Here is a 15,800-nt window from a genome sequence, read left to right as displayed (position 1 = left end):
TATGTTGTAAACTTTATAGAAACGCAAAGTTCGCAAAGCGTTATCAAAAAAGTAAATCACAAATCGTTAATCTAAAATCAACAATCTAAAATCTAAAATTTCTTAATCTTGTCCCCAAGTCGATGGAATTGCATTCCATTCCAACAAAGTCGATTGTTGTTCTTCGGTAATGTATTGTTTTTGAACCGCTAATTCTAATAAGTTTTCGTAATTACTTAACGTATATAAATCGATATTAGCATTTTTAAAGTTTTCTTCGGCTACGCCAAAACCATAAGTAAAAATCGCCGCCATACCTTTTATATTGGCACCTTCGTTGCGTAAAGCTTCTACAGCCATTAAACTACTGTTTCCTGTGCTGATTAAATCTTCAACGACAACAACATTTTGACCTTTTTGTAAAAAACCTTCAACTTGGTTCTGTCTTCCGTGTTTTTTAGCTTCCGGACGCACATATACAAATGGCAATCCAAGGCTTTCGGCAACAAGAATTCCAATACCAATGGCACCTGTAGCAACACCGGCAATGACATCTGGTTTCCCAAATTGTTTTTCAATATTTTTCGCAAACTCATCACGAACGTAGTTTCGGATGATTGGAAATGACAGAATTAACCTATTATCGCAATAAATAGGAGATTTCCAACCAGAAGCCCATGTAAAAGGATTTTCGGGATTCAATTTAATTGCATTTATTTGCAAAAGCAATTCGGCTGTTTTTTCGGCAGTATCTTTATTAAAAATCATAGTACAAATGTATAAAGTTTTTGTGAACGACAAACCACTTTTTTTGACAAATGAAATCTCAAGAGAGACTAATTTTCAATTATTCCTATTAGAGAGTATTGATATCGAGCAGCTTATAGTGAAAATATTTCAAAATAAAATTCAAAAGGCTTACTTATATCATCCGGATGAAAAGGAAATAATGAAGACATTAAAAGCTAAAATTCCTGTACAGAAAGCGGGAGGAGGCTTTGTGTACAATAAAAATGGTGAGGTTTTATTTATCTTCAGAAACGGAAAATGGGACTTACCAAAAGGAGGAATCGAGAAAGGCGAGGAGATTGAAGCCACAGCAATGCGCGAAGTAGAAGAAGAAACCGGTGTAAACCAACTTAGAATTACAAATAAACTTCAAAAAACATATCACGTTTTTAAACGTAACGGAAAATATAAGTTAAAAATCACACATTGGTTCGAAATGTTCTCTGATTTTGAAGGAACTCCGGTAGGTCAGGAAAATGAAGGAATCGAAAAAGTAGCCTGGTTAAATCCAGAACAAATCAAAGAAGCATTAAAAAACTCCTACGAAAACATCAAATTATTGTTTGAAGAAGAGAACGAAATTAAGGTTGAGTAATAAATTAAAATCAAGAGTTAAGTAGAATCAACAAGAAAGAAAAAAGCTTAGTCCTCAGTTTTTTAGTGACTTAGATCCTTTCAAAGATATACCATATTGTAAAAAGCCTAATGAACTTGTGTTTGTTAGGCTTTTTTTTATGTTGTAGAATTCTAAATTTTGTTGTGACGGATAATTCGGTATTTCATAAAATCATAGATTACGGTATAATTTTACATATTTAGTTGTAACATTTCTTATATTTTTCGACTAACTAATTTCTTTGTGAAAACTTTTCTCAAAGAAATTAAGTACTATTTTGATAAGAATTTTACTTTAAAAATAAAATTAACTAACCACTAAATTTAAAAATAACCGTATGAATTCATCTTAAAGAATTAAAAATTAAATTTTTAGAGCAAACTCAACCGCAACAGCTCTCATTTTTCATAAACTATCAAAATAAAAAATAAAAGAATGATTAAAAAATTAAAAATTACTGCACAGCAATTATTCAAATACACAAGCATGTTGGCATTATTACTTGTCGTTGGTTATTCATGTTCAAATGAAGGTCTTGACGAAGGCGTAGTAAAGCCATTAAGCAGTGCCAAAGCAATTACTGCTTTTTCTTTTGTAAATCCTGTAGTAAAAGGTACTATTGATGAAAGTGCACATACTATTTCGCTTACATTTCCTTCCGGAACAGATTTAACTAATCTCGCTGCTACATTTACCACAACAGGAACCAAAGTTACTATAGGCGATGTTGTTCAGGTAAGCGGAACTACCAAAAATAATTTTAGCAAAGCCATAACTTATACCGTTACTGCAGAGGATGGTACCAAACAAAATTATACAATAACACCTCCAAATTCAGCAGATATATTAGGATTTACTTTTGAAGGTTCTAATAACGAAACATATTGGGAACTTTCAGGACTAAAAGAGGGAACAAACACAATAAACAATGCTCCTGCAGATCTTGATTATATTACAGGATTTCCAATTTTGCCTCCGGGAGCGGAAGTGACACAATCTGGAAACAATGAAGAAAGTGACTATAATACAACAGGATTTAGTTTTACAGTAACTGCCGCTGACGGAAAGACAAAAAAGTCATATGTTATCAAAATACCAGCTTACAACAAAGACACAAATCCATACGGAATTTATACTCCAACGCACCTTCTGTCAATAGATAATAATCTTTTAGAAAGCTTTAAGATTATGAATGATATTACGATGCCTGCAGTTAATGGTACCGAAATATTGAGTCCTGATTATGCAACTTCAGGTTGGACACCAATTGGAGATTTCGAAAGTTTCAGAGGAACTATAGACGGAAATAATCACGTAATTAAAAACTTGACTATCAAAAGAACGAGTCATGACGATGTTGCCTTTATTTCGACATTAGGAGCTAAAGGAGTTGTGAAAAATCTAGGATTAACGGCAGTAAATATTCAAGGTAGCGGTAACGTTGGTGCTTTGGTTGCTAATAACGTTGGAGGAACAATTTCTTATTGTTATTCTACCGGAACTGTTACTTCTTCTGGGTTTTCAGCTCAGAAACACGTAGGAGGTTTAGTTGGAATCAACAATGATGCTAACGGAAAACCTGGTAAACTTTTAAACAGCTATAGTACCGTTAATGTTTCAGGAAAAGATTCATTTGTAGGTGGTTTAGTAGGCTACAACTACCTTTGTAACGTAGAAAATTGCTATGCTACAGGTTCTGTAACTGGACCATACAAAAATGGTGGAGGACTTATTGGTAAAAATGCTTCAGAACTAATCAACTGTTACGCTACAGGAAAAGTAGAAACCGGAGGCGGATTAGTTGGCTTAAACTTCAACTGGAGTTCAGCACCAAATTGCTTTTGGGATATTCAAACTACAGGACAAACAACTTCGGACGATGGAGGAAAAGCAGTTGGAAAAACAACCGCTCAAATGACATCAGGAACTCCATATAGCAATACCTGGACAGCTGCAAATTGGACATTTACTGCAGGTAAATACCCAACACTAGTTGGAGTTGGAGGGCAATAAAACCATCTTTACTTTATAAATATAAAACCTCGTAATTATCTAAATTACGAGGTTTTTTGCTTTTCAGAAATTCAATTTTAATAATAATTTGGGCGTGCCACCATTTAAAAAAAAGGCCTAATAAACTTTGCCTTCATGAGGCCTTTTCTTAACTGCTGTCGGGCTATACACGCTACTTCGGTAGCTAGCTTCTATCCCTCACGCGGAGCTGCACTTTGAGATTTTGTGTTCATTTAATTTTTTAGTTTTAACTATTTCACGTCTCAAAAATCGTACTTTTGTTTAGGACACAATAAGTAATAGATTATTATGATACAAATCATTTTGATTGTATCGTACACGGCAAAATTTGTTTTTTATATATTGCTTGTTATTACCCTTAACATTATCTTTGAATTATGAGCACACTTACAAAATCAAACCATATAGGGCGAAAAATTAGCCGAATTCGTGAACTTCGTGACATGAAGCAAGAAGCTTTGGCGCAAGCTTTAGGTACAAACCAACAAGCAATTTCTGCTCTTGAAAATAGCGAAACGATAAGCGATGAAAAACTTATTGATGTAGCAAAAGCTTTGGGAGTAAGTGTTGAAGCCCTTAAAAATTTTTCAGACGAAGCCGCAATTAACTATTTTAATAATTTTACAGATAGTAGTGCAGGAACTTTTAACAATCATTGTACTTTCAATCCACTAGATAAATTAATGGAATCAGTAGAAGAAAATAAAAAACTTTACGAACGTTTAGTTCAAGCAGAAAAAGACAAAGTTGAGTTTTTAGAAAAAATATTAAAGGATAAATAGTTTTTATTCTTGTTACAATTTAAGAAAAGCCTAATGAATTTTTATGTTCATTAGGCTTTTTTGCTATTTGTTTTTTTTCTAAGCGGCTAGCGTGAGCGCAATGTCATTAAGTTAAGCTTTTAGAAAATAAAATCCGTTTTTATCTGCGTTTTTACGAAGTAAATCTGTTTTATCCGCGTCAAAATTAGACACTGATTTTACTGATTCGCTAAAGCGAAAACGCTGATAAAAACGGATTTTTCTAATTACTTTCTTGATTAAACTATTAAGTAATTTTGTAGATTTTCCATTAACTTAATGACATTGCGCTCGCGCTAGCAGGGTTTTTTAATCCTTTTTCTATTGCTAGTGTAAGCGAAATAGTTTTTAGAAAATAAAAAATAATATCTAAAAGACTAAATGCTTATACATAATCTTGTCATTTCGACGGAGGAGAAATCTTCGCAAGTAACTCCACAATGAGAATCCAATCTTTGTCGAGCTTCTCACGAAGATTTCTCCTCCGTCGAAATGACAAAACCTTTGCGATTTTGCGCCTTTGCGAGAGATTTATGCTAAAATATTCTAAATTTCACCTTTACTAAATGACATTGACTAGAACGAGATTCTCGCTGTAGCTACTAGACCAAAAAAGGATAATAGATAACCTATTCTTCTTCCTCTTCTTTAGCGATAGCAAACTCTAATTTTTTAGTTTTAAAATTATAAAAATGATTAAAATCTAAAGTATTATCAGTTTCAGGTTCTGTTATTACTCCGAAAAATTCAATTCCTTTTTCATCGATTTTTTTAAACCAATAATTATGAAAAATGGCAATTTTTAAAAAATCGTTTCCAAGAGATTTGGCAAATTGTTCTTTTTTAAAAACTGTATCTAATATTACTTTTTCATTTTGCGTTATCGTCAAGGCAATTTCTGCATTTCTATATTTGTCAGTATATTTTTTGTCATTAGCCCAGGAATCATGCAAAACATAACTGTCTAAATCTCTGCGAACAATAGAAATTTTAATGTTTTTGTTGGTAATTAATGTGTCAAATTTTTCCGTTGCTTTTTCCATCGGATAAATTTTCACAGTATCAGTTTGTGCAACTTTTGGAGGTAATTTCTGAAACTGAAGTTTTTCAGGTTCTTTGTTGTTTTTTGAGTTACATGCAATAAAAAGCACTGCAATTACAATGGCTAGAAGTTGTTTCATTAAGTTCGGTTTAAAGTTTTTAATATTATTTGTGAGACAGATTTAGGTTTCGAGTTGATTTTTAGTTTTTTAATTTATTTAATCATTTAAATTTTTCAAATGCTTAATATAATTGTCTAATAAACTTTGAATTTGTCGGGCTGCAACTGGATTTGCGGAATGAACATTGAATTTCAGATTTTCTAAATCAAGTCCAGATTCATAAACCAGCCATTTTGCAGCGGCGTAACCATCTTCGGCAATATTGTCATTTTCATCTAATCCTAAATCATTGTCAAAACTAATCAATTCAGGAAGTCCGTTTTCGATTATAACCTTTTTAAAATCATCAAAATTCCGAACAATAACAAAATCATCGTCAGTTAGGTTTTTGTAAACCATTTGTACATCTCGAATATCATCAAGAAAAAGCTTGTATTTCATTATTTATGTTTCGTTAGACGGTAATTACGGTAATTGTTAATATTTCAACTTTGTCAAAGTTTTAAACTTTGACAAAGTTCTCTACGTAAAGCTTTGCGATCTCTGCGTTTTTCAACTCAATCAAAAGCAATAAAACTTTGCGAACTTTGCGGTTAAATAAGTATTTATAAACCATTTTTTACTTTAATGGTTTAAACTGATTAAGAGTATCATCAATTAAATGTTCTATTTCTAAAAAGTTATTAGCAAGTTTTAAAATCTCTTCCTGCAAATTTTTTAAATCAAATTTTATCCAGCCTTCCATCAAAGTCAAAGGACCATGATTTACGCTAACATTCTGCCAGTTGTTTTCATGATTTTTAAAACTTGCTCTAAATACCTCAGCAAATTTTCGGCTTTGAATTGTATAACCTTTTAACTTTCTCAATTTCAAAGCGTGAATGTTGTACATGATTTTTTGCTTTTCCAAAGTCGAATCGTTAACCCAAACCGAAAAGAAAATTCTAGATTCGGCGGTTAATGGTTCCTGAGAATTACTTGTCCAGGAATTTTTATACAGTTTTATAAAAACAGAATCCAAATAAACCCCAACTGAAACGTCAATTGATTTTTTGTGCAGAAGCTTTTGATCAAGTTGATCTGCTGATTTTTGAAAATTTTCAAGATAAAAAGAAGTATCCATAATTAACTAGAAATTAAAGCTTGATTTTTATTCCTTAATTTGTCCTTGCAATTGAAATAATCCCGTTAATTGCATTCCGATTGTAAGATTTTCAAAATTCATATTTTCTTTATTTACAAACATTTCAATTGTAAAGAAATCAGGATAATCTTCGTTTGTTATCAGTTTTACTTTCAAAATATAACCTTCTGATTTTTTATTGTCCATTACCTCAATTTCTCTAAAGTCTTCGAGTAAACCTATAAAATCAAAACAGCCAAATTCAGACATTTCCTTACTAGGCATGTACATCGTAAAATTTTCGCTAAAATTTGGACCATCCGGAGTATTTGATTCTGAAATATCAGAAATCTCTAAATGATAAATTAACCCGCTTAACTCAATGTCTAGTTTTTTATTGGTCTTATATTTTTCTCTATTTATAGCATAATCTGTTGCAAAATAAGTCAGTCCAAAAGTATCTCTTCCATTTCCTGTAATAACCGCTTCAAGATTATTTATATTTTCCCATTCGTTTATTTGCTTATTTTCGACATCAATAAAAATGTCAGTTTTAAGTAAAGGGTAAGTTGTACGGGTTTCGTCATTAGTTGTTTTGACACCTCTAAAAATAATATTATCGAAGTTCATCTCAGTAATTAAAACGGCATCGTTTGATTTTACTGTTTCCTGAATAAAAACCAAGGCAGCATTATGAATGAGGAATTTTTTGCCGTCTTCACCACTTAATCGGTCAAAGCCAAAAATTCCTGCCCACATATCGCCAACGCTTCCATTATTGACTTTTTTGATTTTTAATCCAATTTCATTTTCAATAATTGGTGATTCGATGATTACTCTCTCCTGAAAATAATCTTTATCTTCTTTTAATTGCGTATTTAATATGAAATTATTTTGTTCTGGCGAAAAACCGGAAATACCTTGAAAACCAATATAATCATCTTCAAATGAATATCTCAAACCTGCAAATCCACTTAAATCTGATGTTTTATATTTTATAGATATGGCATTAAAGTCGCCATTTTTCTTAGCAATTCCGTGGTCATTATCATCTTTAAACCTGGAATGGTAAAAGATGGTATAAGATTTTATTGTTTTTTCGCTGAGTCTTTTTTCAAATTCAATTTCCATATCCGAAATCACTTCTTCACTTGAACGATTATAGCTCATGTCTTTTGCGATATATAGATAACCTATTATTTCGCCATTTGCTTTTTCATAAGCTGCAATTGGAGCATAATTATCCTGCATTTGCATGCCCATAAACCGAACGATATATTCACTGTAAATTTTGATAAAATCAAATACGTTGTCTTGATTATTAGGACTTACATTATTTAGTTTCTCAGCATATATTTCATTCAGGGATTTTCCGCTGTGTTTAATTGTAGAAACTGGATTTTCTTCAATTTCTGGTATTTCAGTTTTTTTATTTTTCTTTAAGAAGTCAAAAATCCCCATTTTAGTATGTTTTAATTAGTGATAGTTTTTCTGAATGTAATTAACTATTTCGTTGCGTTATCGATCTTTGTCAAAGTTCAAAACTTTGACAAAGATTTTAGCAAACAGCTTTGTGATTAATTACTTTTTCAAATGTAAATGATTTAACTAACACAATATTACGTGAAGACGTAAAGGAATAGTAAACTTAATCTTTGTCAAAGTTTAAAACCAAGGCTGTAAAGAACTTTAGTTTTACCCAAAATAACACAATGATTGTCATTTCGACGAAGGAGAAATCACACGCGTAATTCGACAAAGATTGGCGATTTTGATTGCGGAGTTTCTAGTGTGATTTCTCTTTCGTCGAAATGACAAACTGTGAAAAACTTTGACAAAAGATTTTCTACGATCAGCTTTGCGATCTTAGCGTTTTTCAACACAATCAAAAATCAAAAAAACTTGTGAACTTTGCGGTTAAATCTGTCCTATTTACAAAACACGATAAACAGGATATTGTAAATGCGCCTTTTCATAATAAACCGAATGTTTGTAAATCCAATCTAATTGTGCTGCAGCATTTTTAGCAAATTCAGCATCAGATTGTTTTTTAGCTTCTAATTCGGCTTTTAAAGCTGGATTATCCTTTAGAAGTTTTGCGGCTGTATCTTCAAAAATATATTCAGAATAATGTTCTTTTTGCTGTAAAATTGGATCGAAGAAATTCCAGTTAAAGAAAGAATCAACACCTTCAGGTTCAAAAGCTTCAACTAAATATTTGACTCCTTTTTGATTTGTTGAAACCAGATAATCACCTTTGGCGAAAGCTATTTTTACAATTTTAGAATTTATGCTTGTGTTGTAATGCAAATAATGTCCTTCGTAAGCATTTGGAACTGTTTTATAATCGGCAATTTTATAGCTTTCAACTTCAATAATAGTATCATTTTTAAGCTGAGAATAAGCAATGTTATTATTCTTTAAAAGGTCAATAATATTCCAATAACCACGCGGAATGATATAAGCAGACGGAATAACAACATCTTTTTGCGATTTGAATTCTTTAATATAAGGAACGTCTTTTTTATACGGTTTGCTTCGGTCATAATACAAACGATTTCCTGTTGTGGCTTCACTTTTTTTGTATCCGGCTTCATATCCCAAAAATGTAAATTTAGTTGCTTTTGTGCTATCTAATTCCCATTTTAAAGTGTAAGGCTTTTTAGGCTGATATTGTTCCAGATTTTTAACTCGAAATTCTTTGATTTTCTGGTAATTAGCGTCTGTAAAATCCAAAGTCGATTTGGTGTATTCATACGTCATTTTTACGCGTTCGGCATATTTTTTCAGCATATGTGTTTCAACCACAAAACCAATGGTATTAAACAACGAAGTATAACCTGTTGTATATCTCGGACTGTCTACAAACTGCCCAAAACCTTTGTCAGGAGTATCTTTAAAAGAATCGACATAAGGCGTAGTTTCGATTTTCTTTTGTTGTAAATCTTTGACCAAAGCTGGCATCATTTCGGTATTCATAAAATCGCCCAAAACAGTTCCTAATTTATTGTGTTGTGTCATAATATAGGTAAGTTTGTATTGATAATCAGATCCGTTACTTACGTGATTATCAATAAAAACATCAGGATTTATTTTCTGAAAAATTTCAACAAAACTTTTTGTATTTCGAGTATCTGATTTCATCAAATCGCGATTCAAATCGTAGTTTCTCGCGTTTCCTCTAAAACCGTAAATTTCCGGACCATCCTGATTCGCTCTCGTAGTCGAATTTCGGTTTAAAGCGCCTCCAATATTGTAAACCGGAATAGTTACTAAAACCGTATTTTTTGGCGCTTTTAGCTTTCCAATTGCCAGATCTCTGTAGAATTGCATTGTAGCGTCGATTCCGTCAGGTTCTCCGGCATGGATTCCGTTATTAATAAAAAGTACCGCTTTATTTTTCTGAATTTTATCGAAATCAAATTCCTTTTCCGGATTATAAACCACCATATGCAGAGGTTCACCAGAATCTGTTAAACCCATTTCTTTGATTTGAATCGTCGGAAAATCATTGGCTAAAAGCTTGTAATACTTGATTGTTTCTTCATACGAAGCGGATTGGTTTCCGTTTCCTTTTTCAAAAAAAGTATCGTATTTTTTATTGTTTTGAGCGAAAAGCGTGATTGTGAAAAGTGAAATGACAATTGTGAAAAGTCTCATGGTTTGGGTTTTTAATAGAAAAATCAAATATAAAGTTTTATTTGTTTCAGGTTTCAAGTTTCAAGTTGAAATGCGATTATACTTTGTGCAGATTTTTACCGCAAAGGCGCAAAGTTTTTTTGTAGTTGATTGTGTTTACAAACGCAAAGTTCGCAAAGCTTTATAAATATAGCTTTGCGAACTTTGCGTAAATCTTTGCGACTTTGCGGTAAAATCATCCAGTATTTAAACCTGAAACCTGAAACCTGAAACAAATTATAAATATTTAGAAATCTCAATAATACCTTCTTCTATTTGTTTTTCGGTTAGAGAAGCATAACCAAGTCTGAATCCCGATATTGGTTCATTAAAACTGAATTTTTCAGGAGTCATTATCTTGATTCCTTTTAGGATAAGTTTATCAGCAATTTCAAAAATATCGACATCTGAATTTGGAACAATCCAAAAAGCCAAACCTCCTTCGGGTTTTATAAAAGTGGTTTTGTCTTTTAGATATTTAGTACAAATGGTTTCAAAATAATCTCGTTTGGTTTTATAAATAAGCGTCGTTCTTTTAAGATGTCTTTTTATTTCGCCTTCGTTTATGAGTTGCAAAACGGCTTCTTCCATAATATTATCGCCTTGTACATCGATCATTTTCCTGTGTTTGCCCACTTTTAAAATAGTTTCGGGATTACTGACCAAATATCCAATTCGCAATGCGGGTGCAACGATTTTGCTTAAAGTTCCGATATAAACCGTGTTTTTGGCGTTGCTGTAACTCGAAATAGGTAAAATTGGTCTTTGTCCAAAATGAAATTCATTATCATAATCATCTTCAATAATTTTAAAACCATATTGATTGGACAATTCTATAAGTTTCAATCTTCTTTTTAAACTCAGCGTGACAGTTGTTGGAAATTGATGATGAGGCGTTACATAAATTGCTTTTATATTGTTGAATTTCTTCAAATATTCCTCAACTTCATCTATTTGTAAACCGTCTTTATCGACATTTATCGGAAGTAATTTTGCACCTGCATTTTCAAAAGTTTCCCAAGCAGGTTTATATCCGGGATTTTCAACTATTACATAATCTCCTTTCGATAATAAACAACTCGCGGTCAAATACATCGCCATTTGGCTTCCGCGTGTAATGCAAATTTCGTCTGGAGTAATATTCATTCCTCTTTTAAAATTTAGCATCTGAACAATAGCTTTTCTGAATTCCAGATTTCCAAATTCAGTACTATAACCCATAATTTGCCAGCGTGATTTCCGATTAAAAATCTGTCTGTAAGCTCTGGCTAACTCGTTCATTGGAGCAATTCGGCTGTCGGGAATTCCATCATCAAAAACAATTAAAGGTTTTGGTTCTTCTTTAGCATGATTTGTTTTTTGTTGTTGCTTTGCGCTTTTGGAAGCAATTGGTAAAATGTCGGCAACGAAAGTTCCTTTTCTTTCCATTGTGATTAGCCAACCTTCGGCGATTAGAACATCGAGCGCTTCGATAACTGTATTTCGGTTCACTTTTAGTAATTCGGCAAGTTGACGGCTTCCGGGTAAAGCATTTCCGCTGTTGAGTATTCCGGTTTTTATGGCGTCAATAATGGCATCGGCAATTTGTAGGTAAATTGCTTTATCAGAACTGGTATTTAATTGAATCTCTAATTTCCAAGGTCTTAACATCTGGACTATTTATTTATGTGAAAACTGTGTTAGCTGAGTAGTCCAAAGTTAAAATAATTTTGGAGAGCAATACTGCGAAAAATTAAAATTTTTAAAACTTATGGAAACTAAAAAACAATTTTCATCAAAAGACTTTCATGAAACTTTTGCCAGACCAACTTTTGTAATGCCGGAAAAATTAATTCACAAAAATGTAGAGCAAGCCGGAGTACACAATCAATTTTCGACAGAGCGAAAACATCCCGTTTTCTTCGTCGATCTTCCAAGTAAAAATGTGAGTATGACTATTGGTGGTTTGCTTCCGGATCAACTGACGAATAGACATCGCCATACTTATGAAACCGTTATTTATGTAATCGAAGGACATGGATATACGGAAGTTGAAGATGTAAAAGTAGAGTGGAAGGCAGGAGACGCTGTTTATATCCCGAGTTGGGCTTGGCACAGACATCAGAATTTAAGCAGTTCAGAATCGGCTAAATATATTGCTTGTGAAAATGCGCCTCAACTTCAAAATTTAGGCGTTGCATTGAGAGAAGAAGAGGGGAGAGATCTTTAATTTAAACTGAAAACAAAATGAAAAATAACCTATTTAAAGGCATTATTGCTTATCCAATTACTCCATTTGATAAAGAAGAAAAAGTTGATATTAAATTGTACAAAACATTATTAGAAAGATTGATTGTTTCCGGTTCTCATGCCGTAGCGCCGTTAGGAAGTACGGGCGTAATGCCATATTTGACAGACGAAGAAAAAGAGGCAATTGTAAAAGCAACAATCGAACAAGTTAACGGTAGAGTTCCGGTTTTGGTTGGTGTGTCAAATTTAACAACAGAGAAAACAATTTATCACGCAAAATTTGCAGAGAAAGCGGGCGCAAACGCTGTAATGATTATTCCGATGAGCTATTGGAAACTCACAGATGATGAAATTGTAGCACATTATAATGCTGTTGCCAAAGAAATTTCGATTCCTATAATGGCGTATAATAATCCTGCAACCGGCGGAGTAGATATGTCTCCGGCTTTGTTGAAACGACTTCTGGAAATCCCGAATGTCACGATGATCAAAGAAAGTACGGGAGATGTACAAAGAATGCATTATTTAAGAAGAGAATTAGGCGATGATGTTGCATTTTATAATGGTTCAAATCCGCTGGCATTGGCAGCATTTTCTGCGGGAGCTTCAGGTTGGTGTACGGCAGCGCCAAATTTAATTCCCAAGCTGAATCTGGATTTGTATAATGCAATTCAAAATAATGATTTGGATGAAGCTCAAAAGGTGTTTTATAAACAATTGAATCTTTTAAAGTTTATTGTAACTAAAGGTTTGCCAAGAGCAATTAAAGCCGGTCTGGAAATTCAGGGAATTGAAGGAGGTTTTTTAAGAAGTCCGTTAAAACCGCTGACAGAAGTTGAAATAGCTGAATTTAAATTGATTTTAAAGGAGATAGGATAATAATGTATTGAGATTTTTACCGCAAAGGGGCAAAGATTTACGCAAAGTTCGCAAAGTATATAAAACATAGCTTTGTGTCCTTTGCGTTTTTCAACAGAATCAAAAATAAAAAAACTTTGCAACTTTGCGGTTAAATGTCAAAGTTGCTCTATTCTCATTTCAACTTGAAACCTGAAACGTGAAACATTTTTTTTGACTACTTTTGCAAAATGAATAAAAAACACCATTCCAACAATATACTTTCGAATTTAGGAATTGAGAGCCTAAACGAAATGCAAGAAGTAGCGCAGGATGCTATTTTAAACGATAACAATGTTTTATTACTTTCTCCGACAGGATCTGGAAAAACATTGGCTTTTTTACTGCCTGTTTTAGAATTATTACAACCTGAGATTCTTTCGGTTCAATGTTTAATTTTAGTGCCTTCACGCGAATTAGGTTTGCAAATTGAGCAGGTTTGGAAAAAAATGGGAACGCAATACAAAGTAAATATTTGCTACGGAGGTCACTCTATTGATACTGAAATCAAGAATCTGAGTAATCCGCCTGCTGTTTTAATTGGAACTCCGGGAAGAATTGCAGATCATATTGACAGAGATACTTTTCGCACAGACAAAATCCAGACTTTGATTTTGGATGAATTTGATAAGTCATTGCAATTGGGCTTTCATGAGCAAATGTCTTATATCATTGGCAAATTAACGAAGCTGAACAAACGTGTTTTGGTTTCGGCAACTTCAGATATCGAGATTCCAAGATATACAAGAGTTGTTAATCCTACGGTTTTGGATTTTATTCCTGAAGAAGAAGAAAAAGCAAATCTTTCGATGAAAATGGTTGTTTCGCCGAGCAAGGATAAATTAGAAAGTTTATTCAATTTGATTTGTTCGTTGAAATCACAATCGGCTATTATTTTTTGTAATCATCGTGATGCTGCAGAAAGAATTAGTGATACCTTAAACGAAAAAGGTATTTACGCAACTTATTATCATGGCGGAATGGATCAGGACGAACGTGAGCGTGCTTTGATTCAGTTTAGAAACGGAAGTATGAGTTACTTAATCACAACTGATTTGGCGGCTCGTGGTTTGGATATTCCGGAAATGAAACACGTTATTCATTATCATTTACCTTTAAAAGAAGACGAATTTACGCATCGTAACGGTCGTACAGCGCGTATGCAAGCTTCTGGAACCGCTTATATTATCATTCACGAAAGTGAAAAACAACTGGATTATATTGACTACGGAATGGAAGTTCTGAAAGTTGATAATGCTACAACTTTACCAAAACCACCAGAATATCAAACTATATATATAAGTGGTGGAAAGAAAACAAAATTGAATAAAATTGATATCGTTGGTTTCTTTTCTCAAAAAGGAAAATTAGAAAAAGGGGATTTAGGTTTAATCGAAGTAAAGGATTTTATTTCATTTGCAGCGGTAAAATTCAATAAAGTAAAAGACTTGCTTAAAAACGTCAAAGACGAAAAAATGAAAGGCAAGAAATTCAAAATTGAAGTTGCCAGAAAAGTGGTAAAGAAAGAGGAGGAAAAATAGTTTTTTGTTCCCGTTTTTCTTTGACTTATCGTTTTTGTCGTGAATTTTGGTTAAAATTGTAAACTTAGATAGTATTTAGAAGGAAGATTTGTAGTAAAATTTCGTTAATTTCGATACGTTTTTGCACTTTTTCAATGGTAAATTTAAGTCTTTCTCGTATTCAATTTGATGTGTTAAATTCTATTTAATTTATTGAATTTCAATATTTTGATTGCTTGTTTTGTTGTGCTTAGGCTAATTTTGAACAACAATCTTAATTGAATGTTGATAAATTAATGATTAAGGTTTTAATTTATCATAAATTCTACGTTTCTTGTGGTGGTAAATAATAAACCCCAAATTAATTATGAAAAGAATTATTACGATTGCTATTTTGTTGTTTAGTGTTGTGTCTTTTGCACAAATTAAAGTTATTGAAACTGTACCAGTTGAAAAATTAGGAAAAGTAAATAACAACTATATTCAGAAAATTGGAGATGAGTATACTGTATACTACACAAGTATTCAAAATGATGATGAATCTTCTTCTTTGAGAAAGTTTACATTTAAAAATGTTAATAATGATTATTCTAATCTTTATAGCATTATTGTAAATGGTTTTACTGCAAATCCATTATACGATATCAAATTAGAATTACCTAATAATTATATTTGGTTGCACTACACAGGAAGTGTTATTCCTGAGAAAGCTACAGTTCAGTTTATGGTTGGATCTAAAGATGCTTCTTCTGCAACAAGCAGTGTTTCTGAGCCATTTGTAAAAGATCAGATTAATAAATTATTCCAAAAATAATTTACTTTAAATATAAAACTAAAAAAGGCTATTCAGATTTGAATAGCCTTTTTTGTTTTGTTTTAGGTTTGAAGAATTTTGTTTCAAGTTTTTGACCTTTGACAAAGGTTAGAAAAAACTTAGAATCTTAGTATCTCAGAACCTTAGCACCTTAAAGA

General features: G+C 32.5%; 14 protein-coding genes. 7 read left to right on the top strand and 7 right to left on the bottom strand.

The window, feature by feature from the left end:
* Positions 1–102: 102 nt before the first annotated feature.
* Positions 103–747 carry an orotate phosphoribosyltransferase gene (pyrE, locus tag C8C83_RS26270; protein WP_121325710.1) on the bottom strand — a complete coding sequence of 215 codons (645 nt, stop codon included), beginning with the start codon at positions 745–747 and terminating at the stop codon, positions 103–105.
* 7 nt (positions 748–754) lie between these two features.
* Between pyrE and C8C83_RS26265 the strand changes: the two genes are divergently transcribed.
* From C8C83_RS26265 to C8C83_RS26255, 3 genes are all read left to right on the top strand, one after another.
* Positions 755–1,363, top strand: coding sequence for an NUDIX domain-containing protein (locus C8C83_RS26265; protein ID WP_121325709.1), 609 nt, complete (start codon positions 755–757; stop codon positions 1,361–1,363).
* Between the two features lie 456 nt (positions 1,364–1,819).
* A complete protein-coding gene (locus C8C83_RS26260) occupies positions 1,820–3,397 on the top strand; it encodes a GLUG motif-containing protein (RefSeq protein WP_121325708.1) in 1,578 nt (525 codons plus the stop codon).
* A gap of 398 nt (positions 3,398–3,795) precedes the next feature.
* A complete protein-coding gene (locus C8C83_RS26255) occupies positions 3,796–4,200 on the top strand; it encodes a helix-turn-helix transcriptional regulator (RefSeq protein WP_121325707.1) in 405 nt (134 codons plus the stop codon).
* A gap of 647 nt (positions 4,201–4,847) precedes the next feature.
* Here C8C83_RS26255 and C8C83_RS26250 read toward each other — a convergent pair.
* From C8C83_RS26250 to C8C83_RS26225, 6 genes are all read right to left on the bottom strand, one after another.
* Entirely contained in the window at positions 4,848–5,399 is a 552-nt protein-coding gene (locus C8C83_RS26250) for a DUF4738 domain-containing protein (protein ID WP_121325706.1), read from the bottom strand.
* 78 nt (positions 5,400–5,477) lie between these two features.
* Positions 5,478–5,822, bottom strand: a complete 345-nt coding sequence (locus tag C8C83_RS26245) for a cyclic-phosphate processing receiver domain-containing protein (RefSeq protein WP_121325705.1) — start codon at positions 5,820–5,822, stop codon at positions 5,478–5,480.
* Positions 5,823–6,000: 178 nt separating this feature from the next.
* The gene (locus C8C83_RS26240; protein WP_121325704.1) at positions 6,001–6,504 is read right to left on the bottom strand and encodes a hypothetical protein; all 504 of its coding nucleotides are present in this window, start codon (positions 6,502–6,504) and stop codon (positions 6,001–6,003) included.
* A 27-nt stretch (positions 6,505–6,531) separates the two neighbouring features.
* Complete coding sequence (locus tag C8C83_RS26235; RefSeq protein WP_121325703.1) at positions 6,532–7,965, bottom strand: hypothetical protein; 1,434 nt, start codon at positions 7,963–7,965, stop codon at positions 6,532–6,534.
* Positions 7,966–8,436: 471 nt separating this feature from the next.
* Positions 8,437–10,164 carry a M14 family metallopeptidase gene (locus C8C83_RS26230; protein WP_121325702.1) on the bottom strand — a complete coding sequence of 576 codons (1,728 nt, stop codon included), beginning with the start codon at positions 10,162–10,164 and terminating at the stop codon, positions 8,437–8,439.
* A 255-nt stretch (positions 10,165–10,419) separates the two neighbouring features.
* On the bottom strand, positions 10,420–11,832 hold the full coding sequence (locus C8C83_RS26225; protein ID WP_121325701.1) for a PLP-dependent aminotransferase family protein: 1,413 nt from the start codon (positions 11,830–11,832) through the stop codon (positions 10,420–10,422).
* A 100-nt stretch (positions 11,833–11,932) separates the two neighbouring features.
* On the opposite strand from C8C83_RS26225, the gene C8C83_RS26220 reads away from it, so the two are divergent.
* From C8C83_RS26220 to C8C83_RS26205, 4 genes are all read left to right on the top strand, one after another.
* On the top strand, positions 11,933–12,391 hold the full coding sequence (locus C8C83_RS26220; protein WP_121325700.1) for a cupin domain-containing protein: 459 nt from the start codon (positions 11,933–11,935) through the stop codon (positions 12,389–12,391).
* Between the two features lie 17 nt (positions 12,392–12,408).
* Positions 12,409–13,290 carry a dihydrodipicolinate synthase family protein gene (locus C8C83_RS26215; protein WP_132011971.1) on the top strand — a complete coding sequence of 294 codons (882 nt, stop codon included), beginning with the start codon at positions 12,409–12,411 and terminating at the stop codon, positions 13,288–13,290.
* Between the two features lie 209 nt (positions 13,291–13,499).
* Complete coding sequence (locus tag C8C83_RS26210) at positions 13,500–14,849, top strand: DEAD/DEAH box helicase (protein ID WP_121325699.1); 1,350 nt, start codon at positions 13,500–13,502, stop codon at positions 14,847–14,849.
* Positions 14,850–15,195: 346 nt separating this feature from the next.
* Positions 15,196–15,642, top strand: coding sequence for a hypothetical protein (locus tag C8C83_RS26205; RefSeq protein ID WP_121325698.1), 447 nt, complete (start codon positions 15,196–15,198; stop codon positions 15,640–15,642).
* Positions 15,643–15,800: the final 158 nt, after the last annotated feature.

It is taken from the genome of Flavobacterium sp. 90 (assembly GCF_004339525.1).
Classification (GTDB): domain Bacteria; phylum Bacteroidota; class Bacteroidia; order Flavobacteriales; family Flavobacteriaceae; genus Flavobacterium.
This window is presented reverse-complemented; position numbering and strand designations above follow the sequence as displayed.

Bases quoted from the DNA above. Each gene is read 5' to 3' on its own strand.
- C8C83_RS26265 (WP_121325709.1), top strand. From the start codon at position 755: ATGTATAAAGTTTTTGTGAACGACAAACCACTTTTTTTGACAAATGAA.
- C8C83_RS26250 (WP_121325706.1), bottom strand. From the start codon at position 5,399: ATGAAACAACTTCTAGCCATTGTAATTGCAGTGCTTTTTATTGCATGT.
- C8C83_RS26255 (WP_121325707.1), top strand. From the start codon at position 3,796: ATGAGCACACTTACAAAATCAAACCATATAGGGCGAAAAATTAGCCGA.
- C8C83_RS26220 (WP_121325700.1), top strand. From the start codon at position 11,933: ATGGAAACTAAAAAACAATTTTCATCAAAAGACTTTCATGAAACTTTT.
- pyrE (WP_121325710.1), bottom strand. From the start codon at position 747: ATGATTTTTAATAAAGATACTGCCGAAAAAACAGCCGAATTGCTTTTG.
- C8C83_RS26235 (WP_121325703.1), bottom strand. From the start codon at position 7,965: ATGGGGATTTTTGACTTCTTAAAGAAAAATAAAAAAACTGAAATACCA.
- C8C83_RS26215 (WP_132011971.1), top strand. From the start codon at position 12,409: ATGAAAAATAACCTATTTAAAGGCATTATTGCTTATCCAATTACTCCA.
- C8C83_RS26260 (WP_121325708.1), top strand. From the start codon at position 1,820: ATGATTAAAAAATTAAAAATTACTGCACAGCAATTATTCAAATACACA.
- C8C83_RS26240 (WP_121325704.1), bottom strand. From the start codon at position 6,504: ATGGATACTTCTTTTTATCTTGAAAATTTTCAAAAATCAGCAGATCAA.
- C8C83_RS26225 (WP_121325701.1), bottom strand. From the start codon at position 11,832: ATGTTAAGACCTTGGAAATTAGAGATTCAATTAAATACCAGTTCTGAT.
- C8C83_RS26245 (WP_121325705.1), bottom strand. From the start codon at position 5,822: ATGAAATACAAGCTTTTTCTTGATGATATTCGAGATGTACAAATGGTT.
- C8C83_RS26205 (WP_121325698.1), top strand. From the start codon at position 15,196: ATGAAAAGAATTATTACGATTGCTATTTTGTTGTTTAGTGTTGTGTCT.
- C8C83_RS26210 (WP_121325699.1), top strand. From the start codon at position 13,500: ATGAATAAAAAACACCATTCCAACAATATACTTTCGAATTTAGGAATT.
- C8C83_RS26230 (WP_121325702.1), bottom strand. From the start codon at position 10,164: ATGAGACTTTTCACAATTGTCATTTCACTTTTCACAATCACGCTTTTC.